The sequence below is a fragment of the Streptomyces sennicomposti genome (assembly GCF_019890635.1).
In the GTDB taxonomy this organism is placed as follows: domain Bacteria; phylum Actinomycetota; class Actinomycetes; order Streptomycetales; family Streptomycetaceae; genus Streptomyces; species Streptomyces sennicomposti.
The window spans coordinates 200,375-221,583 of sequence record NZ_JAIOAB010000001.1 but is presented as its reverse complement, the minus strand read 5'-3'; the positions used below and the strand labels follow the sequence as shown (position 1 = coordinate 221,583).

General features: G+C 72.9%; 12 protein-coding genes. 10 read left to right on the top strand and 2 right to left on the bottom strand.

The window, feature by feature from the left end:
* Positions 1 to 10 precede the first annotated feature (10 nt).
* From dapF to hflX, 4 genes are all read left to right on the top strand, one after another.
* A complete protein-coding gene (gene dapF, locus K7787_RS00830; protein ID WP_223000099.1) occupies positions 11 to 880 on the top strand; it encodes a diaminopimelate epimerase in 870 nt (289 codons plus the stop codon).
* 300 nt (positions 881 to 1,180) lie between these two features.
* The gene (locus K7787_RS00825) at positions 1,181 to 3,418 is read left to right on the top strand and encodes a RelA/SpoT family protein (RefSeq protein ID WP_223000098.1); all 2,238 of its coding nucleotides are present in this window, start codon (positions 1,181 to 1,183) and stop codon (positions 3,416 to 3,418) included.
* Between the two features lie 131 nt (positions 3,419 to 3,549).
* Positions 3,550 to 5,034 carry a M1 family metallopeptidase gene (locus K7787_RS00820; protein WP_223000097.1) on the top strand — a complete coding sequence of 495 codons (1,485 nt, stop codon included), beginning with the start codon at positions 3,550 to 3,552 and terminating at the stop codon, positions 5,032 to 5,034.
* 237 nt (positions 5,035 to 5,271) lie between these two features.
* On the top strand, positions 5,272 to 6,762 hold the full coding sequence (hflX, locus tag K7787_RS00815; protein ID WP_009191048.1) for a GTPase HflX: 1,491 nt from the start codon (positions 5,272 to 5,274) through the stop codon (positions 6,760 to 6,762).
* A 422-nt stretch (positions 6,763 to 7,184) separates the two neighbouring features.
* Here hflX and K7787_RS00810 read toward each other — a convergent pair whose 3' ends face one another.
* Positions 7,185 to 8,423, bottom strand: coding sequence for a trypsin-like serine peptidase (locus K7787_RS00810; protein ID WP_009191049.1), 1,239 nt, complete (start codon positions 8,421 to 8,423; stop codon positions 7,185 to 7,187).
* A 467-nt stretch (positions 8,424 to 8,890) separates the two neighbouring features.
* On the opposite strand from K7787_RS00810, the gene K7787_RS00805 reads away from it, so the two are divergent.
* The 4 genes from K7787_RS00805 to K7787_RS00790 all read left to right on the top strand — a co-directional run bounded on the left by K7787_RS00805 (position 8,891) and on the right by K7787_RS00790 (position 15,780).
* On the top strand, positions 8,891 to 10,372 hold the full coding sequence (locus K7787_RS00805; RefSeq protein WP_223000096.1) for a diaminobutyrate--2-oxoglutarate transaminase family protein: 1,482 nt from the start codon (positions 8,891 to 8,893) through the stop codon (positions 10,370 to 10,372).
* Between the two features lie 209 nt (positions 10,373 to 10,581).
* On the top strand, positions 10,582 to 12,552 hold the full coding sequence (locus tag K7787_RS00800) for an IucA/IucC family protein (RefSeq protein WP_223000095.1): 1,971 nt from the start codon (positions 10,582 to 10,584) through the stop codon (positions 12,550 to 12,552).
* Positions 12,553 to 12,801: 249 nt separating this feature from the next.
* Positions 12,802 to 13,581, top strand: a complete 780-nt coding sequence (locus K7787_RS00795) for a GNAT family N-acetyltransferase (protein ID WP_223000094.1) — start codon at positions 12,802 to 12,804, stop codon at positions 13,579 to 13,581.
* A 222-nt stretch (positions 13,582 to 13,803) separates the two neighbouring features.
* Positions 13,804 to 15,780 (top strand): ATP-dependent DNA helicase, encoded by a 1,977-nt coding sequence (locus K7787_RS00790; RefSeq protein ID WP_019981903.1) that lies wholly within the window; start codon positions 13,804 to 13,806, stop codon positions 15,778 to 15,780.
* A gap of 378 nt (positions 15,781 to 16,158) precedes the next feature.
* On the opposite strand, the gene lexA is transcribed toward K7787_RS00790, so the two are convergent.
* The gene (lexA, locus tag K7787_RS00785) at positions 16,159 to 16,938 is read right to left on the bottom strand and encodes a transcriptional repressor LexA (RefSeq protein ID WP_009191055.1); all 780 of its coding nucleotides are present in this window, start codon (positions 16,936 to 16,938) and stop codon (positions 16,159 to 16,161) included.
* Positions 16,939 to 17,547: 609 nt separating this feature from the next.
* Here lexA and nrdR point away from each other — a divergent pair.
* Positions 17,548 to 18,111 carry a transcriptional regulator NrdR gene (nrdR, locus tag K7787_RS00780; RefSeq protein ID WP_027758051.1) on the top strand — a complete coding sequence of 188 codons (564 nt, stop codon included), beginning with the start codon at positions 17,548 to 17,550 and terminating at the stop codon, positions 18,109 to 18,111.
* 159 nt (positions 18,112 to 18,270) lie between these two features.
* The gene (locus K7787_RS00775) at positions 18,271 to 21,159 is read left to right on the top strand and encodes a vitamin B12-dependent ribonucleotide reductase (protein ID WP_009191057.1); all 2,889 of its coding nucleotides are present in this window, start codon (positions 18,271 to 18,273) and stop codon (positions 21,157 to 21,159) included.
* Positions 21,160 to 21,209 lie beyond the last annotated feature (50 nt).

Sequence of the window (21,209 nt, the reverse complement as noted above, 5' to 3'; positions counted from 1 at the left end):
CGATCGAGGCATGAGCTCGCGCATCGCCTTCCTCAAGGGGCACGGCACGGAGAACGACTTCGTGATCCTCCCCGACCCGGACAACGCCCTCGACCTGTCCCCGGCCGCCGTCGCCGCCCTGTGCGACCGGCGCGCGGGCATCGGCGGCGACGGCGTGCTGCACGTCGTGCGGTCGGCCGCGCACCCGGAGGCCCGCGCCATGGCGGCCGAGGCGGAGTGGTTCATGGACTACCGCAACGGCGACGGCTCCGTCGCGGAGATGTGCGGCAACGGCACGCGCGTGTTCGCGCGCTACCTCCAGCACGCCGGCCTCGCCGCCGAGGGCGACCTCGCGATCGCCACCCGGGGCGGCGTGAAGAAGATCCACATCGCCAAGGACGGCGACATCACCGTCGGCATGGGCAAGGCCCGCCTGCCCGAGGGCGACGTCGCCGTGAGCGTCGGCGAGCGCAGCTGGCCCGCGCGCAACGTGAACATGGGCAACCCCCACGCGGTGGCCTTCGTGGACGATCTCGCGGACGCCGGCGACCTGCTCTCCCCGCCCTTGTTCAGCCCGGCCGCGGCCTATCCGGACGGGGTGAACGTCGAGTTCGTCGTCGACCGCGGCCCCCGCCACGTCGCGATGCGCGTGCACGAGCGCGGCTCGGGCGAGACCCGCTCGTGCGGCACGGGCGCGTGCGCCGTCGCCGTGGCCGCCGCCCGCCGCGACGGCGCCGACCCCGCCGTCACCGGCGCCCCGGCGACGTACACGGTCGACGTGCCCGGCGGCACCCTCGTCATCACCGAGCGGCCGGACGGCGAGATCGAGATGACCGGCGCCGCGGTGATCGTCGCCGAGGGCGAGATCGCCGCGGACTGGCTGGAAAGCGTCGCCGGCTGACCGTGCCCCCGCCGGCCGATCGCAAGGCCGGCGCGCGGCAAGATCGACAAGACCCAGGGCGGAGATCCGGACGCACGCGGGAATCCACGGTCACCCGCATGTCAGGTGACCGAAAACCGTAAACCTCCGGATCGTCGCTCGAATGGGTGATCCGTTTCACGCTCCCCGAGAGGTGGTCGGCCGAGTGTGCTGGGCTCGGTAGCATCAAGCACCGGCCCGGACGGGGGATCCGACGCCAACCCCTGAGCCGCGTACGCCCTGGGGCACCCCGTCCACCGGTCCACGCAGCCGGAGGTGCCCATGAGTGCGGATGCCACGAATCCCGCGGCCCCGGGAGCGGTGGTGCCGGCGGCGCCCCGCAGGAAGGCCCGCCCGCGGCTCGACCTGCGCCGCCTGGGGCGGGCCGCACTGCTCGGCCCCGCCGCCCGCGACCGCCTGCCCGACGCCATCGGCCATGTCGCCGAGGCGCACCGGGCCCACTTCCCGGACGCCGACCTCGAACCGCTGCGCCGCGCCTACGTCCTGGCCGAGTCCTCGCACCGCGGCCAGATGCGCAAGAGCGGCGAGCCGTACATCACGCACCCGCTCGCCGTGACCCTGATCCTCGCCGAACTCGGCGCGGAGACCACGACGTTGACCGCGTCCCTGCTGCACGACACCGTCGAGGACACCGACGTGACGCTCGACCAGGTCGGCGAGGAGTTCGGCGCCGAGGTCCGCTATCTCGTGGACGGCGTCACCAAGCTGGAGAAGGTCGACTACGGCGCCGCCGCCGAGCCCGAGACGTTCCGCAAGATGCTCGTCGCCACCGGCAGCGACGTGCGGGTGATGTCGATCAAACTCGCCGACCGGCTGCACAACATGCGCACCCTCGGCGTCATGCGCCCGGAGAAACAGGCCCGGATCGCCAAGGTGACCAGGGACGTGCTCATCCCGCTCGCCGAACGGCTCGGCGTGCAGGCCCTCAAGACCGAGCTGGAGGACCTGGTCTTCGCGATCCTCCACCCCGAGGAGTACCGGCACACCCGCGAACTGATCGCGGAGAACGCGAGCCGCCCCGGCGACCCGCTCACCGAGGTCGCCGAACAGGTGCGCGGGGTGCTGCGCGAGGCCGACATCGCCGCCGAAGTCCTCGTCCGGCCACGGCACTTCGTCTCCGTGCACCGGGTCTCCCGCAAACGGGGCCGGCTGCGCGGCGCCGACTTCGGCCGGCTGCTGGTCCTGGTCACCGAGGACGCCGACTGTTACGGCGTCCTCGGCGAACTGCACACCTGTATGGCGCCGGTGGTCTCGGAGTTCAAGGACTTCATCGCGGTCCCCAAGTTCAACCTGTACCAGTCGCTGCACACCGCCGTCGCCCGCGAGGACGGCCAGGTCGTCGAAGTCCTCATCCGCACCCACCAGATGCACAAGGTCGCCGAGGCCGGCGTCGTCGCCCTCGGAAACCCCTACGCCGCTCCCGCCGAGGAGCAGAGCGCGGGCGACGGCGAGCGCGTGGACCCCACCCGCCCCGGCTGGCTCTCCCGCCTCCTCGACTGGCAGGAGGCCGCGCCCGACCCCGACACCTTCTGGTCCACCCTGCGCGAGGACCTCGCCCAGGACCGCGAGATCACCGTCTTCCGGCCCGACGGCGGCACCCTCGGCCTGCCCGACGGCGCCACCTGCGTGGACGCCGCCTACGCCCAGTACGGCGAGGACGCGCACGCGTGCATCGGCGCCCGCGTCAACGGCCGCCTCGCCAGGCTGAGCACCGTCCTGAAGGACGGCGACACCGTCCAGCTCCTGATGGGCCAGGACCCGGCCTCCGAACCCTCCCGGGAGTGGCTCGAGCACGCCCACACCCCGGCCGCCCGCATCGCCATCCAGCGCTGGCTGGCGACCCACCCGGCCCCGGCCGACGACGAGCCGGAGGAGGAACGGGACCTGCGCGACGCGGCGGCCCCGGACACCGCCGACGCCTCCGGCGCCCTGGCCGAGCCGACGACCGACGCGCTCGGCGGCCCGGTGACCGGCGCCCTCGGCGGGCCGGCTGCCGAAGCCCCCGCCGGCCCCGGTGCCGAGGCGCTCGGCGGGCGGTCCGATGCGGCGGGCGCGGTCGTCGTGGACGCCCCCCACACCGCCGTACGGCTCGCCGGCTGCTGCACGCCCGTACCGCCCGACCGGGTCGCCGCGTTCGCCGTGCGCGGGGGAGTGGTCACCGTGCACCGCGTCGAGTGCCCCGGGGTCGCCCGGATGAAGGGCACGGGGCGCGCGGAGGTCGGCGTGCGCTGGGGAGACACCACCGCCTGCCGGGTGACGCTGCTGGCCGAATCGTTCGGCCGGCCTCATCTGCTCGCCGACCTGACCGAGGCCATCGCGCTGGAAGGCGTCGAGATCGTCTCGGCGACCGTGGCCCCACCGGCCCAGCAGCGCGTCCACCACACCTACACCCTGCAACTGCCCGACGCCGCCCGGCTGCCCGCCCTGATGCGGGCGATGCGCAGCGTCCCCGGCGTCTACGACGTCAGCCGCGCCCAGCCGCAGCCGCCGGGGGCGTGAGCGGGCACCCGCCGGGGCGTACGGGAGCGCGCCGGGCGGAAGACTGAGCGCCGGCTCCAGAAGAACCCGTTCGGGTGGCCCGGGCGCGCGTCGCCGCCGTACTCGCACTAGGCGCTGATAGCGGTGTGTGCATGCCGCGCACCCTCCGTCACCACGTCCCGCGTCGCCTGAAGGCGACCCTCCTCGCGTCCGCCGCCTGCGTCTGCCTGCTGGCCGCGAGCGCCCCGCCCGCACCGCTCGGGGTCGGCGACCGGCTCTTCCCGTACCTCGGCAACCCGGGGTACGACGTGTCGGCGTACGACCTCTCCTTCGCCTACTCCGGCGACAACGGCAAGCCGCTCCAGGCCGTCACCACGATCGACGCCCGCACGACCAGGACCCTGGACAGCGTCAACCTGGACTTCACGCACGGCACCGTCGACTCCGTCGAGGTCGACGGCGAGCCCGCCGCCTTCGCCTTCGCCGACGAGGATCTCGTGATCACCCCGAAGCACCCGCTGCCCGAGCACAGCCGGACGCGCATCACCGTGCGCCACACCAGCAATCCGGTCCCCCAGAAGGGCCGGGACGGCGGCTGGGTGCAGACCGCGGACGGACTGGCCATGGCGAACCAGGCCGACGTCGCCCACCTGGTGTTCCCGTGCAACGACCACCCCTCCGACAAGGCGATGTTCACCATCCACGTGACCGCGCCCGAGGGCTACACCGCCGTCGCCAACGGCCTGCCCGTCCAGGCCGCCCGCAGCCGCGCGGGAACCACCTGGACGTACCGCACCCAGCACCCGATGGCCACCGAGCTGACCCAGGTCTCCATCGGCCGCTCCGCCGTGCTGCACCGCCCCGGCCCGCACGGCCTGCCCGTCCGCGACGTCGTCCCCGCCCAGGACCGCGCCGCCCTCGAACCCTGGCTGGCCAAGACCCCGGACCAGATCGCCTGGCTGGAGGGCAAGATCGGCGACTACCCGTTCGAGACGTACGGCGTGCTCGTGGCGTCGGCGAAGACCGGCTTCGAACTGGAGACGCAGACCCTCTCCCTCTTCGAGAAGGACCTGTTCACCGACGCCGCCTACCCGAAGTGGTACGTCGAGTCGGTCATGGTGCACGAGCTGTCCCACCAGTGGTTCGGCGACAGCGTCAGCCCCCGCTCCTGGTCCGACGTATGGCTCAACGAGGGCCACGCGACCTGGTACGAGGCCCTGTACGCCGAGGAGAAGGCGAACCGGCCCATGGAAGCCCGGATGAAGGCCGCCTACGGCGCCTCCGACGGCTGGCGCGCGGCCGGCGGACCGCCCGCGCGGCCCAAGGCCCCGAAGGCCGGCGAGAAGATCAGCATCTTCCGCCCGAACATCTACGACGGCGCGGCCCTCGTCCTGTACGCGCTGCGCCAGGAGATCGGCAAGCCGGCCTTCGAACGCCTGGAGCGCTCCTGGGTGCGCGACCACGAGGACGGCACCGCCACCACCGCCGACTTCGAGCGCCTCGCCTCCCAGATCGCCGGCCGCGACCTGAGCGCCTTCTTCCAGGCGTGGCTGTACGGCGAGAAGACCCCGCCGATGCCCGGCCACCCGGACTGGAAGCAGCAGCCGCCCCTGAAGTCGGTGAAGACGAAGAAGTGACGCGGCGGCGCACATCGGCGCCCGGGAAGAGGTGACAGGACGGGCGAGCGGGGAAATAACACCGTGACGAGACGGGCCGTGCCGTGCGACCATCTTCCGGTCGGCGCGGCCCGGCGCCGGGAATCTCCCGGAGAGCCCGGACGTTGTCGACAGTGACGGAGTGGCCGTCGCGGCGCATCAGATGTGTGACCGCGCCCCCGCGCCGCACCACGGATTCCCCAACGACGTAAGGACCCAATGACCTCCTCTTCTTCCTCTTCCCAGGCCACCAAGCGCCTCGCGCACACCTATCCCGAAGGTCTTCGGGCCGATGCCCTGATGGAGGAGGACGTCGCCTGGAGCCACGAGGTCGACACGGAGCGGGACGGCGACCAGTTCGACCGCTCCGAGCGCGCGGCCCTGCGCCGCGTCGCGGGCCTCTCCACCGAACTCGAGGACGTCACCGAGGTCGAGTACCGCCAGCTCCGGCTGGAGCGGGTCGTCCTCGTCGGCGTCTGGACCTCGGGGACCGTGCAGGACGCGGACAACTCCCTCGCCGAGCTGGCCGCCCTCGCGGAGACCGCGGGCGCGATGGTGCTCGACGGCGTCATCCAGCGCCGCGACAAGCCCGACGCGGCCACCTACATCGGTTCCGGCAAGGCCGACGAGCTGCGGGACATCGTCCTGGAGACGGGCGCCGACACCGTCATCTGCGACGGTGAGCTGAGCCCCGGCCAGCTGATCCACCTCGAGGACATCGTCAAGGTCAAGGTCATCGACCGCACGGCCCTGATCCTGGACATCTTCGCCCAGCACGCCAAGTCCCGCGAGGGCAAGGCGCAGGTCGCGCTCGCGCAGATGCAGTACATGCTGCCGCGGCTGCGCGGCTGGGGTCAGTCGCTGTCCCGGCAGATGGGCGGCGGCAGCGGCGGCCTCGCCACCCGAGGTCCCGGTGAGACCAAGATCGAGACGGACCGGCGGCGGATCCGCGAGAAGATGGCGAAGATGCGCCGGGAGATCGCGGAGATGAAGACCGGCCGCGAGCTGAAGCGCCAGGAGCGGCGCCGCAACAAGGTGCCCTCCGTCGCCATCGCCGGCTACACCAACGCCGGCAAGTCCTCCCTGCTCAACCGTCTCACCGGCGCGGGCGTCCTGGTCGAGAACGCGCTGTTCGCGACCCTGGACCCGACCGTGCGCCGGGCCGAGACCCCGAGCGGCCGGCTCTACACGCTGGCCGACACCGTCGGTTTCGTCCGGCACCTGCCGCACCACCTGGTCGAGGCGTTCCGCTCCACCATGGAGGAGGTCGGCGACTCCGACCTGATCCTGCACGTGGTGGACGGCTCGCACCCGAACCCGGAGGAGCAGCTGGCCGCCGTGCGCGAGGTGATCAGGGACGTCGGCGCGACCGACGTGCCCGAGATCGTCGTCGTCAACAAGGCGGACGCGGCCGACCCGCTGGTCCTCCAGCGGCTGCTGCGGGTGGAGAAGCACTCCATCGCGGTGTCGGCCCGCACCGGCCGGGGCATCCCCGAGCTGCTCGCCCTGATCGACGCCGAGCTGCCCCGCCCGTCCGTCGAGATCGAGGCGCTCGTGCCGTACACGCACGGCAAGCTCGTCGCCCGCGCCCACACCGAGGGCGAGGTGATCTCCGAGGAGCACACCGCGGAGGGCACCCTGCTCAAGGCCCGGGTGCACGAGGAGCTGGCGGCCGACCTGGCGCCGTACGTGCCGGCCTCCGCGCTGTAGTCGACCGGACGGCCCGGTTGCGCCGGGCTCACGACAGTCGGACGCACGACAGCCGGACGCACGACAGGAGGGCCCGCCCCCGATTCACCGGGGGCGGGCCCTCGTCGTCTTCAGGGGCGGGACCTGTGCCGCGCCTCGTGGGCGTGCCTCGTGCCGGGGCCCGTGTCACCCGCCGCCGTGGGCGCGGCTCATGTTCTCGTACAGCGCCTGCGCGCCCCGGCCCAGCTGCGGGCCCCGTAGGTTCGTCTGCTGCTGCTCGGCTTCGTCGTTTCCGTCGCGTGGCGCGCCGCTCGGGCGCGGGCCGGCGGCGGGGTGTGGGTGTGCGGCACCCCGCCGCCTGCGCGTTCACCGCGTGCCCGGCGCGGCACGGGTCACCGCGTGCTCAAGGCGGGTGCGGTCACCGCGGGCTCATCGAGGAGCGGTCACTGCCCGGCGAACTTCTTACTGACCGAGTCGTACACCTTCTTCGCCACCGGACCCAGCCGCGGCCCGGCCAGCCAGCCCGCCGACACCGGGCCGATCGAGGTGTTGGACACCAGCGCCGGCTTGCCGTCCGCGCCCGTCTCGACCCAGCCGCCGCCGGACGAACCGCCGGTCATGGTGCAGCCGATGCGGTACATCGTCGGGTCGGAGGCGGTCACCGACAGTCGCCCGGGCTTGTCCTGGCACCGGTACAGCCGCTGCCCGTCGTACGGCGGGGCCGCCGGGTAACCGGTCGCGGTGATGCTGCTCACCTTCGGCACCGCCGGGGCGTCGAAGTTCACCGGCAGCGCCGCGCCGACCGTCTCCTGAAGGGACTTGCCGTTCCCGCCCTTCTCCGGCGTCACATGGATCACCGCGTAGTCGTACGGTGCGCCCTGGCCGCCGGTCGCACCGCCGTTCGCGATCCACTGGTCGGAGGTCTGCGCCCAGTCGCCCCACCACACGCCGTACGGGGCGACCTCGTCACGGCTCGCGCCCTGCAACTGAGCGGCGCTGCGGCCCGCGTCGTTGTACGACGGCACGAACGCGATGTTGCGGTACCAGCCGCCCTTCTTGCCGGCGTGCACGCAGTGGCCCGCCGTCCACACCAGGTTCGACTTGCCCGGGTGGGCGGGGTCCTCGACGACCGTCGCCGAGCAGACCATCGTGCCCTCGGGGGAGTCGAAGAACACCTTGCCCGCGGTGGCCGCGTTGGCGTGGTAGCTCGGCGCCACCGCCTGCGCCTGGACCGGGGCCGGCGTCGGGTCCGTGACGCCCTGGTCACCGGAGATGTCGTTGTCGTCCACGCCCTTGTCCGGGTCATCGGCCCGGCGCATCCGGTCCGGGTCCCACAGCCCCTGGATGATCGGGTTGACGAAGTCGTCGGCCTCGCGCAGCCAGTCGTCCTTGTCCCAGTTCTTCCAGGCGCCGTTCTTCCACTTGTCGATGTCGATCCCGTGGTCCTTGAGCTTCTGGCGCAGCTGGTCCGGGATCTTGATCTTGCCGTCGCCGGTGGCGTCCGACCCGTCGGCGGCCGCGGAAGGGGAGGACTTCGCGTCCGCGTGGTCGTCGCCCGAGTTGCAGCCGGTGGCGGTGAGCGCCATGACCGAGACCAGCGCGGCGGCGGCCAGTACGGGGGAGGTCCCCCGCCGGGCGCTCCCTCCCCGACGAGCGGTGACGGACGGGCGTATGGGTCGCATGCTCTGACTCCCCCTGGGATGAACGGACTTGCTGCTGCCGCCGCGACCACGCGCCCAACTCCGCACGGATACGGGCGTGTCACGGCGTGCCGGAACGCCACCACACACTATGCGGTCGCTGTGGGGCGGTGCCGACGGAACGGCAACGGTTCGGCTACAGCCGCTGACCTGGACCGATCGTCCGGAGTTCCGCCGGTTTGCCGCGGTTGCGCGGGTGCGGTCGGCGGCGGGGCGACGCCTGGTCCGGGGGCGCGGCGGGGAGGCGCGCCGGGCCGGGGGCTGCTGCGTCGGCGTGGATCTCGCCGCAACCCGTAACCCGGCGGACGGCCGGCGGTTGTAGCGGCGGGGGCCCGCTGTCCGCGTCCGGGTCCCCGCCGCTGACGTGCGCTGTCGTGCGGGGAGTGGGAGCCGGGCCCCTCGGGACAGGTGGCGGCCGAGACCTTGGGACAGCGGGAGGACGGGAAACCGTGACCGTGACGGAGTCTGCGCCCGGAGGACACGCCTCCGCGGACGAGTACGCCCTGCACGAGGGGATCCTGCGACGCCAGTCGGCGCGCGAGTCCGCGGCGCGCACCTACGCCCGCACCCTGCCCATCGTCCCGGTGCGGGCGCGCGGGCTCACCATCGAGGGCGCGGACGGCCGCCGTTACCTGGACTGCCTCTCCGGCGCCGGGACCCTCGCCCTCGGGCACAACCACCCCGTGGTCCTCGCCGCCGTGCGCAGGGTGCTGGAGTCGGGCGCCCCGCTGCACGCGCTCGACCTGGCCACACCCGTCAAGGACGCGTTCGTCACCGAACTCTTCGCCACGCTGCCGCCCGGACTCGCGGCACGCGCGCGCGTGCAGTTCTGCGGCCCGGCCGGCACGGACGCGGTGGAGGCCGCCCTCAAACTGGTCCGCGCCGCCACCGGCCGCAGCACGGTCATGGCCTTCACCGGCGCCTATCACGGCATGACCGCCGGGGCCTCCGCCGCCTCCGGGCACGCCGAGGACGTACGGGTCGCCCGGCTGCCGTACCCGCAGGAGTACCGCTGCCCGTTCGGAGTCGGCGGGGCTCGGGGGGCCGAACTCGCCGCCCGCTGGACCGAGTCCGTGCTGGACGACCCCAAGTCCGGGGTGCCGGCGCCGGCCGGGATGATCCTGGAACCCGTGCAGGGCGAGGGCGGCGTCCATCCCGCGCCGGACGCGTGGCTGCGGCGCATGCGGCGGATCACCGCCGAGCGCTCCATCCCGCTGATCGCCGACGAGATCCAGACCGGGGTCGGCCGCACCGGCGCGTTCTGGGCGGTGGACCACAGCGGGGTGACACCGGACGTGATGGTGCTGTCCAAGGCCATCGGCGGCAGCCTGCCGCTGGCCGTCGTCGTCTACCGGGACGACCTGGACGTCTGGGAGCCGGGCGCGCACGCGGGCACGTTCCGCGGCAACCAGCTCGCCATGGCGGCGGGCGCCGCCACCCTCGCCCACGTCCGCGAGAACCGCCTCGCCGAACGCGCCGCGACGCTGGGCGCCCGTATGCTCGCGCAACTCGGCCGGCTGGCCGAGGAGCACGCGTGCGTGGGGGAGGTGCGGGGGCGCGGGCTGATGCTCGGCGTGGAACTGGTCGACCCGGAGACCGAGCCGGGCCACGACGACCCCGGCATCGCGGCCGACGGCCCCGGCATCGCGGCCGAGGACCAGGGCGCCGTGGCCGAGGACCAGGGCGTAACCCTGATGTGGGGCAACTCCCCGAAGCCCCGGCCCGCCGCGCCCGCACTCGCCGCCGCGGTCCAGCGGGAGTGCCTGCGGCGCGGCCTGATCGTCGAACTCGGCGGCCGGCACGCGAGCGTCGTACGGCTGCTTCCGCCGCTGACGATCACCGACGAGCAGGCGGCGGCCGTGCTCGACCGGCTGGCCGACGCGGTCGACGCGGTGGCCCGGGACCACGCGGGCGGGATCGCCCGCCCGTGACCCGCCGCTCCCCGCCGCGGCGGCGTGCCGGTCGCCGCCGAGGGCGTGGCGATCCCGCACGACGCTCCACCACCGCGACCACCGCGACCACCGCGCCCGCGGACGGTGCGGGCTGAACCGCGCGTCCGGCCGCCGCCTCCGCCCCCGGCCGGCGATCAGCAGGACTTGATCAGCACGACTCGATCAGTACGACACCCCGAGGAACCGTCTTGACCACCGCCCCGCCCCCGCACGGCCACCCGACCCCTCCGCAGGACCCGCACGAACCGGCGGACACGGTTCCCCGCCAAGCCACCAGGTCACCCCACCTGCAAGGGCCGGACGACCACCGCGGCACCGACCTTCTGGACCACCCGGACCCGCACACCGCCGCCCAGGCCGCGGGCGTCGAGAACCTGCTGCGCTGCTGGGTGCGCGAGACCGGCGCCGCCACCCCCGACGGCGACGTCCTGCGCATCCCCCTCCCCGCCAGCGGCACCGCGCTGCTCGTGCCCGTCCGCCACTGGTCCCCGACCGGCTGGCACCGCTTCGGCCTGCCGCGCCTCGCCGGCGCCCCGGCCTCCGCCGCACCGGCCGACGCGGTCACGGTCGCCGCGCTGCTCACCCGGGAGGCGACGGGGCCGGCACCGGAGGCGGCCCCGGAAGCGAGCCCGGACGGGAGCCCGGGGGAGAAGCCGGCGGAGACTCCGGGGGAGGCCGCCACCGCCCCGGCCGACGCCGTGGACCTCGTGGGGCGGGTCGCCGACTCCGTCCGCCGTACCGCGCTCTTCCTCACCGACCGCCGCGAGCGCCCCGCCGACGGCCCCGACCTCTTCCTCGCCGCCGAACAGGCGCTCGTCCTCGGGCACCCGCTGCATCCGGCGCCCAAGAGCCGGGAGGGCCTGACCGAAGCGGAGACGGGACCCTGCTCGCCCGAGCTGCGCGGCTCCTTCCCGCTGCACTGGACGGCGGTCTCCCGCCGACTCCTCGCCGCCGACTCGGCGTGGACCGAGCGCGGCCGCCCGGTGCCCGCGGACCGGCTCACCGAACGCCTCGCCGGGACGCCACTGCCGCTCCCCGACGGCTACGCCGCCCTGCCGCTGCACCCCTGGCAGGCGCGCGAGGTCAGGCACCGCCCCGACACGGCGGCGCTCCTGGCGGCGGGACTCCTGCGCGACCTGGGCCCGTACGGCCCCGCCTGGCACCCCACCTCCTCCGTGCGGACCGTCCACCGCACCGGCGCGGCCGCCATGCTCAAGCTCTCCCTCGGGCTGCGCATCACCAACTCCCGCCGGGAGAACCTCCGCAAGGAACTGCACCGCGGCGTAGAGGTCCACCGTCTGCTGCGCAGCGGTCTGCGGCAGGAGTGGCAGGCGGCGCACGACGGCTTCGACATCGTCCGCGACCCGGCCTGGCTGGCCGTGGACGACGAGAACGGGGCGCCGGTGCCCGGCCTGGACGTGATGATCCGGCACAACCCGTTCGCCCCGGCGGACGACGTCGCCTGCGTCGCCGGACTCGTCGCGCCCCGGCCGTATCCGCAGCCCGGCGGCTCCCCGCGGGCCGGTGCCGTTCCCGGTGCGCGGTCGCGCCTGGCCGACCTCGTCACGCGGCTCGCCGCCCGCACCGGCCGCCCGCGCGGAGCCGTCGCCGCCGAGTGGTTCCTGCGCTATCTCGAACAGGTGATCCGGCCCGTGCTCTGGCTGGACGGCGAGGCGGGCATCGCCCTCGAAGCCCACCAGCAGAACACGCTGGTGCTGCTCGACCCCGACGGCTGGCCCGCCGGCGGCCGCTACCGCGACAACCAGGGCTACTACTTCCGCGCGTCCCGGCAGGCGGAACTGGCGGCACGGCTGCCGGGCATCGGCGAGCGCAGCGACACCTTCGTCGCCGACGAGGTCGCCGACGAACGCTTCGCCTACTACCTCGCCGTCAACAACGTCTTCGGCCTCATCGGCGCCTTCGGCTCCCAGCGGCTCGCCGACGAGACGCTGCTGCTGGCCGCCTTCCGCCGGTTCCTCGGCGACGCCGCCGCCGGTCCGGCCCGGATGCGCTCGACCCTGCCGGCCCGGCTGCTCGACTCTCCGGTACTGCGCTGCAAGGCCAATCTGCTGACCCGGCTGCACGGCCTGGACGAACTCGTCGGCCCGGTCGACACCCAGTCCGTCTACGTCACCGTCGCCAACCCCTTGCACACCTGACCGAATCCGCCCCCGCGCCCACCGCCGTCCGGCGACCCGGCGTCCGCGCCGGACGGCACGGTCGTACGTCGGCACTAGTCGTGTCGTACGTCGGCACCGGTCGTGTCGTACGTCGGCATGGTCGTGGGGCGGAACAGCCGTACGCCGGCACCGTCGCCGCAGGGCCGTACCGCACCCCGTTCCCCACCCAGGACTCCGTCTCACACCACCCACCCCACCTGCCTCCCCGTCCTCCGAGAGGAGCGCGCCATGCCTCCCACCGACGCCGGCACCGCCGTCGAGCAGGCCCCCGCCGCCACGACCGCCCCCGATGCCGTCCGGCTCCCCGATCCGCCCGCGCCGACGGTCACCGACACCAGGGGCGGCGGCGGGCCCGACACCGAGGACACGCTCGACCTGCACCTGCCCGACGACTTCGTCGCGCGCTTCACCGACGGCGTCGGCGACCCGCCCCCGGACGACCTGCTGGACGGGGCCGGTGACTGGGGAGCGGTCAGCACCCGGGCCGGCGCCTTCCAGCTGGCGCCCGTCCGCTTGGAGCGCGACCTGCCCGTCGTCGCCCGCTGGATGAACGACCCCGCCGTCGCCGAGTTCTGGCAGCTGGCCGGCGAGCAGCGGCTCACCGAGGTCCACCTGCGCGGACAGCTCGACGGCGACGGACGCAGCCTTCCCTGCCTCGGGCTGCTCGACGGCACCCCGATGAGCTACTGGGAGATCTACCGGGCCGATCTCGACCCGCTGGCCCGCCACTACCCGGCCCGCCCGCACGACACCGGCGTCCACCTCCTCATCGGCAGCGGCGCCGACCGCCGGCGGGGGCTCGGCAGCGCACTGCTGAGAGCCGTCGCCGACCTGATCCTCGACAGGCGGCCCGCCTGCGCCCGCGTCGTCGCGGAGCCCGACCTGCGCAACGCGCCCTCCGTGACCGCGTTCCTCGCCGCGGGTTTCCGCTACGCGGCCGAGCTGGATCTGCCCGGCAAGCGGGCCGCCCTCATGATCCGGGACCGGTCGCTGCGGCACCTGATGTGACGGGGGCCGGGTCGCAAGTGACGGCGGGCGGGGCTGCATGTGGCGGCGGGCCGGGCCGCGTCCGCGGGGCAGGAGGCCGCCGCGAACAGGTCGCCGTCGCTTTGGGCGCCTTACGGCCGTGACCGGATCTGATCGGTGCTGACCGTGTCGGGGCGGGGGTGAGCCGCCCGTCCCCGGCTCGGGGACACGTTTGTCGGTCCCGGGCCGTAGGGTGGTCGCGCTATGACGAAGCCCTCCCTCCCCGAACTCCTCCACGCCGCGGTCGCCGCCGTCGGCGGCACGGAGCGCCCCGGCCAGGTGACCATGGCCCAGGCCGTCGCGGACGCGATCGACGACGGATCGCATCTGCTGGTGCAGGCCGGCACCGGCACCGGAAAGTCCCTCGGCTACCTCGTGCCCGCGCTCGCCCACGGGGAGCGCGTCGTCGTGGCGACGGCCACCCTCGCCCTGCAGCGCCAGCTGGTCGAGCGGGACCTGCCGCGCACGGTCGACGCCCTGCACCCCCTGCTGCGCCGCCGCCCGGAGTTCGCCATGCTCAAGGGCCGCTCCAACTACCTGTGCCTGCACCGGCTGCACGAGGGCGTCCCGCAGGACGAGGAGGAGGGCCTGTTCGACCAGTTCGAGGCGGCGGCGCCCACCAGCAAGCTCGGCCAGGACCTGCTGCGGCTGCGCGACTGGTCGGACGAGACCGAGTCCGGCGACCGCGACGACCTCACGCCCGGCGTTTCCGACCGGGCCTGGGCGCAGGTGTCGGTCTCCTCCCGGGAGTGCCTGGGCGCCTCGAAGTGCGCCTACGGCGCCGAGTGCTTCGCCGAGATGGCCCGCGAGCGCGCCAAACTCGCCGAGGTCGTCGTCACCAACCACGCGCTGCTCGCGATCGACGCGATCGAGGGCGCCCCGGTGCTGCCGCAGCACGAGGTGCTGATCGTCGACGAGGCGCACGAACTGGTGTCGCGGGTCACCGGCGTTGCCACCGGCGAGCTGACCCCGGGGCAGGTCAACCGCGCGGTGCGGCGCGCCGCGAAACTGGTGAACGAGAAGGTCGCCGACCAGTTGCAGACCGCCGCCGAGGGCTTCGAGCGGCTGATGGAGCTGGCCCTGCCCGGCCGGCTGGAGGAGATCCCGGAGGACCTCGGCTACGCGCTGCTGGCGCTGCGGGACGCCGCGCGCAACGTGATCTCGGGGATCGGCGCGACCCGTGACAAGTCGGTGCAGGACGAGGACGCGGTCCGCAAGCAGGCCCTGGCCTCCGTGGAGAGCGTGCACGACGTGGCCGAGCGCATCACCGAGGGCTCCGAGTGGGACGTCGTCTGGTACGAGCGGCACGACCGGTTCGGCGCGTCCCTGCGGGTGGCGCCCATGTCCGTCTCGGGGCTGCTGCGGGAGAAGCTGTTCACCGACCGCTCGGTGGTCCTGACCTCGGCGACCCTGAAGCTCGGCGGCGACTTCAACGGCGTGGGGGCCTCCCTCGGCCTCGCCCCGGAGGGCACCGAGGGCGACGACGTGCCGCAGTGGAAGGGCGTGGACGTCGGCTCGCCGTTCGACTACCGCAAGCAGGGCATCCTCTACGTCGCCAAGCACCTGGCCCGCCCGGCGCGGGACGGCGACCGCGGCGACATGCTGGACGAGCTGACGGAGCTGATCCAGGCGGCCGGCGGCCGCACGCTCGGCCTGTTCTCCTCGATGCGGGCCGCTCAGCTCGCCGCGGAGGAGCTGCGCGGCCGGGTCCCGGAGTTCCCGATCCTGCTCCAGGGCGAGGAGACGCTGGGCGAACTGATCAAGAACTTCGCCGCCGACCCGAAGACCTGTCTGTTCGGCACGCTCTCGCTCTGGCAGGGCGTGGACGTGCCCGGGCCCAGCTGCCAGCTGGTGGTCATGGACAAGATCCCGTTCCCGCGTCCGGACGACCCGCTGATGAGCGCCCGCCAGAAGGCCGTGGAGGACGCCGGGGGCAACGGCTTCATGGCGGTCGCGGCCACCCATGCGGCGCTGCTCATGGCGCAGGGCGCCGGGCGTCTCGTCCGCGCCTCGGGGGACCGGGGCGTCGTCGCCGTACTGGACCCGCGGCTGGCCACGGCGCGGTACGGCAGTTATCTGAAGGCCTCGCTCCCGGACTTCTGGTACACCACGGACCGCAACCAGGTGCGCAAGTCCCTGGCCGCGATCGACGCCGCGGCACGGCAGACGGAGGGGGAGTGACGGCCGCAGTACGTCCCCGGGCGGCCTGACGGGCGTGGGCCGCCCCGGCACCAGCCGCCCCGCACCGATCGGGCCGCACCGAGCAGGCCGCACCGATCGGGCCGCACCGATCGGGTCCCCGGCCGGTCCGGGAGGCCGTCGCCCGGAGACGGGCCATCCGGCGGTTCGGCCGTCGCCCGGAGGCAGGCCGCCCGGCGCTCCGGCCTGGGACCGCCCGACGGAGGCAGACCGCCCCGGGGACCGACGGAGGCAGACCGCCCCGGCAATGCGGGCCGTTCCGGCGCGGGACGCGGACAGCACAGAGCCCCGGAACCGGCGCAGAGGTTCCGGGGCCCGATCAGGGGGGCGGGTCGCGGCGAGCGCGTCCTCGGCGGTCGCTCAGACGCGCCGCAGGACGGCCACCACCTTGCCGAGGATGGTCGCGTCGTCACCCGGGATCGGCTCGTAGGCCGCGTTGTGCGGCAGGAGCCAGACATGGCCGTCCTCGCGCTTGAAGCGCTTGACGGTGGCCTCGCCGTCGATCATGGCGGCCACGATGTCGCCGTTCTCGGCGACCTGCTGACGGCGGACCGTCACCCAGTCGCCGTCGCAGATCGCGGCCTCGATCATCGAGTCGCCGACGACCTTCAGCACGAACAGCTCACCGTCGCCGACCAGCTGCCGGGGAAGAGGGAAGACGTCCTCGACCGACTCCTCGGCGAGGATCGGGCCGCCGGCGGCGATCCGGCCGACCAGCGGGACGTACGACGCGGCGGGCTTGCCGACGGTGTCCGTGGGCTGCAGCGTGGCCGCCTGGTCCGAGCCGCGCACCTCGTAGGCGCGCGGGCGGTGCGGGTCGCGGCGGAGGAAGCCCTTGCGCTCCAGCGCCATCAGCTGGTGCGCGACCGAGGAGGTGCTGGAGAGGCCGACGGCCTGGCCGATCTCACGCATCGACGGCGGGTAGCCGCGCCGCTGGACGGAGTCCCTGATGACCTCGATCACCCGGCGCTGCCGGTCGGTGAGGCCCGAGCTGTCCGCCCGGATCCCTGGAGGTCGGCCCGGCAGGGAGCGCTTGGGTCCCTCAGGGTTCACGGCTTCGTTCATGGCATGCACCGGCTCGAGTCGGCCCTGGGGGCGGTCCTGGGCAGTGATGGTGGCACTGTCTGCGGTGGTGGTCACGTCGGCCCCTCTCGATGGTCTCCCTCCGGCACAACGGTAGTGGCTTTCGAAAGGTTGCGCCAAACACACGTTCGAGTGAAAAAACGTGGAGAGCCGGACTTGATCACGTCTTGGGGTGTATAGGCTCGCGCCGCACCTCGCGGACAAAAGGTCCCATTGCGGTACTCTTCACCGCCGGGGCGGAAGTCCGTCGTCCGCGCCCCAGTCTGCCATCCGGCGCCCCCTTCGCCGAGCACCGGCGCCCTCCCGCGCCGCGGTCGCACAGCACCTCCATGCGGTGCGCACGGCTCGCCCCCACGAGGCGCGCCCGGCGTCGCGGCGCGCGCCCGCGCGGCGGGGTCGTCCGCAAGGGTGTTCGCCGCCGCTGTCGGGGCATACGGCCTCTGGTCCTTCCCGCGACACGCCGCTGCCGCCGCGCGCGACACGCCGCCGATGGTGACTGCGCGCGAGTCGATCCCCACATCTAGTGGCTGTTCGGTCAAGGCATCCCAGAAGTTGTGGTGACCCGGGTCTGCGGCGCCTCTTTCATCGCCTATGCTTGGGGCTGCTTCGCGGGGCCCATGAGGCCCGACGAGGCTCATGAGTCTGCTGTGAGGAGGGTTGGAGTCCATGCACTGCCCCTTCTGCAGGCACCCCGACAGCCGTGTGGTCGACAGCCGTACGACGGACGACGGCACGTCGATCCGCAGGCGCCGCCAGTGCCCTGACTGCTCCCGTCGGTTCACGACCGTGGAGACGTGCTCGCTCATGGTGGTCAAGCGGTCCGGTGTCACGGAGCCCTTCAGCCGCACCAAGGTCATCAACGGTGTGCGCAAGGCGTGCCAGGGGCGGCCGGTCACCGAGGACGCGCTCGCCCAGCTCGGGCAGCGGGTCGAGGAGGCGATCAGGGCCAGCGGAAGCGCCGAGGTCGCCGCCCACGAGGTGGGGCTCGCCATACTCGGCCCCTTGCAGGAACTCGACCTCGTCGCCTATCTGCGGTTCGCGTCCGTCTACCGGGCGTTCGACTCGCTGGAGGACTTCGAGGCCGCCATCACGGAACTCAGGGATGGCGCGCGGCGCCCCGCCGCCGAGCAGCGGGACGGCGAGGACGCCGTCGCGGGGAGCCCGGAAGAAGACGACCGCGGGCAGGGCGGGACGGCCGACGTCCCCGCGCCCGCGCGCGCCGCCGACTGACAGGCGGGCCGGTCCGGACGCACATCCGGGGCCGGCTCAGCGGCGGCGGGAAAGACGGCTGCGGGCGGCAGGGAACAGGTGCCCGCAGCACCAGACAGAACACCGTGTCCCGGAACATCGGGGCACTTCAGGGCGTTTTCGCCCGTACAGGGAGGCGGCATGACAGAGACGGCGAGCGGTCCGGCACGAGGTTCCCGAGCCAAGGGCGCGAAGGCGGGGAACAAGGGGCTGCACATCGAGCGCATCCACACCACCCCCGGCGTACACCCGTACGACGAGGTGGCCTGGGAGCGCCGTGACGTCGTCATGACCAACTGGCGCGACGGCTCGGTCAACTTCGAGCAGCGTGGCGTCGAGTTCCCCGACTTCTGGTCGGTGAACGCGGTCAACATCGTCACCAGCAAGTACTTCCGCGGTGCCGTCGGCACCCCGCAGCGCGAGACCAGCCTGAGGCAGCTGATCGACCGCATCGTGAAGACGTACCGGAAGGCCGGTGAGGACCACAAGTACTTCGCCTCGCCCGCCGACGCCGAGATCTTCGAGCACGAGCTGGCCTACGCCCTCCTGCACCAGATCTTCAGCTTCAACAGCCCGGTCTGGTTCAACGTCGGCACGCCCCAGCCCCAGCAGGTCTCCGCCTGCTTCATCCTGTCCGTCGACGACTCCATGGAGTCGATCCTCGACTGGTACAAGGAAGAGGGCATGATCTTCAAGGGCGGTTCGGGCGCCGGCCTGAACCTCTCCCGCATCCGCTCCTCCAAGGAGCTGCTCTCCTCCGGCGGCAACGCCTCCGGTCCCGTCTCCTTCATGCGCGGCGCCGACGCCTCCGCCGGCACCATCAAGTCCGGCGGCGCCACCCGCCGCGCCGCCAAGATGGTCATCCTCGACGTCGACCACCCCGACGTGGAGGACTTCATCGAGACCAAGGTGAAGGAGGAGGAGAAGATCCGCGCCCTGCGCGACGCGGGCTTCGACATGGACCTGGGCGGCGACGACATCACGTCCGTCCAGTACCAGAACGCCAACAACTCCGTCCGTGTGAACGACGAGTTCATGAAGGCGGTCGAGCAGGGCGGCAAGTTCGGGCTGCGCGCCCGGATGACCGGCGAGGTCATCGAAGAGGTCGAGGCCAAATCCCTCTTCCGCAAGATGGCCGAGGCCGCCTGGGCCTGCGCCGACCCGGGCATCCAGTACGACGACACGATCAACCACTGGCACACCTGCCCGGAGTCCGGCCGGATCAACGGCTCGAACCCCTGCAGCGAGTACATGCACCTGGACAACACGTCCTGCAACCTCGCCTCGCTGAACCTGATGAAGTTCCTCAAGGACGACGGCAAGGGCCACCAGTCCTTCGAGGTCGAGCGCTTCGCCAAGGTCGTCGAGCTGGTCATCACCGCGATGGACATCTCGATCTGCTTCGCCGACTTCCCGACCCAGAAGATCGGCGAGAACACCCGCGCCTTCCGCCAGCTCGGCATCGGCTACGCCAATCTCGGCGCCCTGCTGATGGCGACCGGCCACGCCTACGACTCGGACGGCGGCCGCGCCCTCGCCGGCGCCATCACCTCCCTGATGACCGGCACCGCCTACAAGCGCTCCGCCGAGCTGGCCGCGGTCGTCGGCCCCTACGACGGCTACGCCCGCAACGCCCAGCCGCACCAGCGCGTCATGAAGCAGCACGCCGACGCCAACGCCGCCGCCGTGCGCATGGACGACCTGGACACCCCGGTGTGGGCCGCCGCCACCGAGGCCTGGCAGGACGTGCTGCGCCTCGGCGAGAAGAACGGCTTCCGCAACTCCCAGGCGTCCGTCCTCGCGCCGACCGGCACCATCGGCCTGGCCATGTCCTGCGACACCACCGGTGTCGAGCCCGACCTCGCCCTGGTCAAGTTCAAGAAGCTGGTCGGCGGCGGCTCGATGCAGATCGTCAACGGCACCGTCCCGCAGGCCCTGCGCCGCCTGGGCTACCAGGAGGAGCAGATCGAGGCGATCGTCGCCCACATCGCCGAGCACGGCAATGTGATCGACGCCCCCGGTCTCAAGCAGGAGCACTACGAGGTGTTCGACTGCGCCATGGGCGAGCGCGCCATCTCCCCGATGGGCCACGTCCGCATGATGGCCGCGATCCAGCCGTGGATCTCCGGCGCCATCTCCAAGACGGTCAACATGCCGGAGACGGCGACCGTCGAGGAGGTCGAGGAGATCTACTACGAGGCGTGGAAGCTCGGCGTCAAGGCGCTGGCGATCTACCGCGACAACTGCAAGGTCGGCCAGCCGCTGTCCGCCAAGACGAAGGACTCGGAGAAGAAGACCGAGGCCGTCGAGGAGCCGCAGGCCAAGGTCGAGAAGGTGGTCGAGTACCGCCCCGTCCGCAAGCGCCTTCCGAAGGGTCGTCCCGGCATCACCACGTCCTTCACCGTCGGTGGCGCCGAGGGCTACATGACCGCCAACTCCTACCCGGACGACGGTCTCGGCGAGGTCTTCCTGAAGATGTCCAAGCAGGGCTCGACCCTCGCGGGCATGATGGACGCCTTCTCCATCGCCGTCTCGGTGGGCCTGCAGTACGGCGTGCCGCTGGAGACGTACGTCTCGAAGTTCACCAACATGCGCTTCGAGCCGGCCGGCATGACCGACGACCCGGACGTGCGGATGGCGCAGTCGATCGTCGACTACATCTTCCGCCGCCTGGCGCTGGACTTCCTGCCCTTCGAGACCCGTTCCGCGCTCGGCATCCACTCCGCCGAGGAGCGCCAGCGCCACCTGGAGACCGGCTCCTACGAGCCGATCGACGAGGACGTCGACGTCGAGGGGCTGGCCCAGTCCGCGCCGCGGCAGACCGACCTCAAGGCCGTCGCCACGCCGAAGGCCGAGATCGAGGCGGCTGCGCCCGCTCCGAAGGAGGCGCACACCAGCGCCGAACTGGTGGAGATGCAGCTCGGCATCCAGGCCGACGCCCCGCTGTGCTTCTCCTGCGGCACCAAGATGCAGCGGGCCGGCTCCTGCTACATCTGCGAGGGCTGCGGCTCGACCAGCGGCTGCAGCTGATCTGACGGGCATGTGATGAAGTAAGGGGCGTCGGCCATGGCCGACGCCCC

Coding starts and splice junctions, on each gene's coding strand:
- K7787_RS00820 (WP_223000097.1), top strand. CDS start 3,550: ATGCCGCGCACCCTCCGTCACCACGTCCCGCGTCGCCTGAAGGCGACC.
- K7787_RS00775 (WP_009191057.1), top strand. CDS start 18,271: ATGACAGAGACGGCGAGCGGTCCGGCACGAGGTTCCCGAGCCAAGGGC.
- K7787_RS00825 (WP_223000098.1), top strand. CDS start 1,181: ATGAGTGCGGATGCCACGAATCCCGCGGCCCCGGGAGCGGTGGTGCCG.
- K7787_RS00790 (WP_019981903.1), top strand. CDS start 13,804: ATGACGAAGCCCTCCCTCCCCGAACTCCTCCACGCCGCGGTCGCCGCC.
- hflX (WP_009191048.1), top strand. CDS start 5,272: ATGACCTCCTCTTCTTCCTCTTCCCAGGCCACCAAGCGCCTCGCGCAC.
- dapF (WP_223000099.1), top strand. CDS start 11: ATGAGCTCGCGCATCGCCTTCCTCAAGGGGCACGGCACGGAGAACGAC.
- K7787_RS00795 (WP_223000094.1), top strand. CDS start 12,802: ATGCCTCCCACCGACGCCGGCACCGCCGTCGAGCAGGCCCCCGCCGCC.
- nrdR (WP_027758051.1), top strand. CDS start 17,548: ATGCACTGCCCCTTCTGCAGGCACCCCGACAGCCGTGTGGTCGACAGC.
- K7787_RS00810 (WP_009191049.1), bottom strand. CDS start 8,423: ATGCGACCCATACGCCCGTCCGTCACCGCTCGTCGGGGAGGGAGCGCC.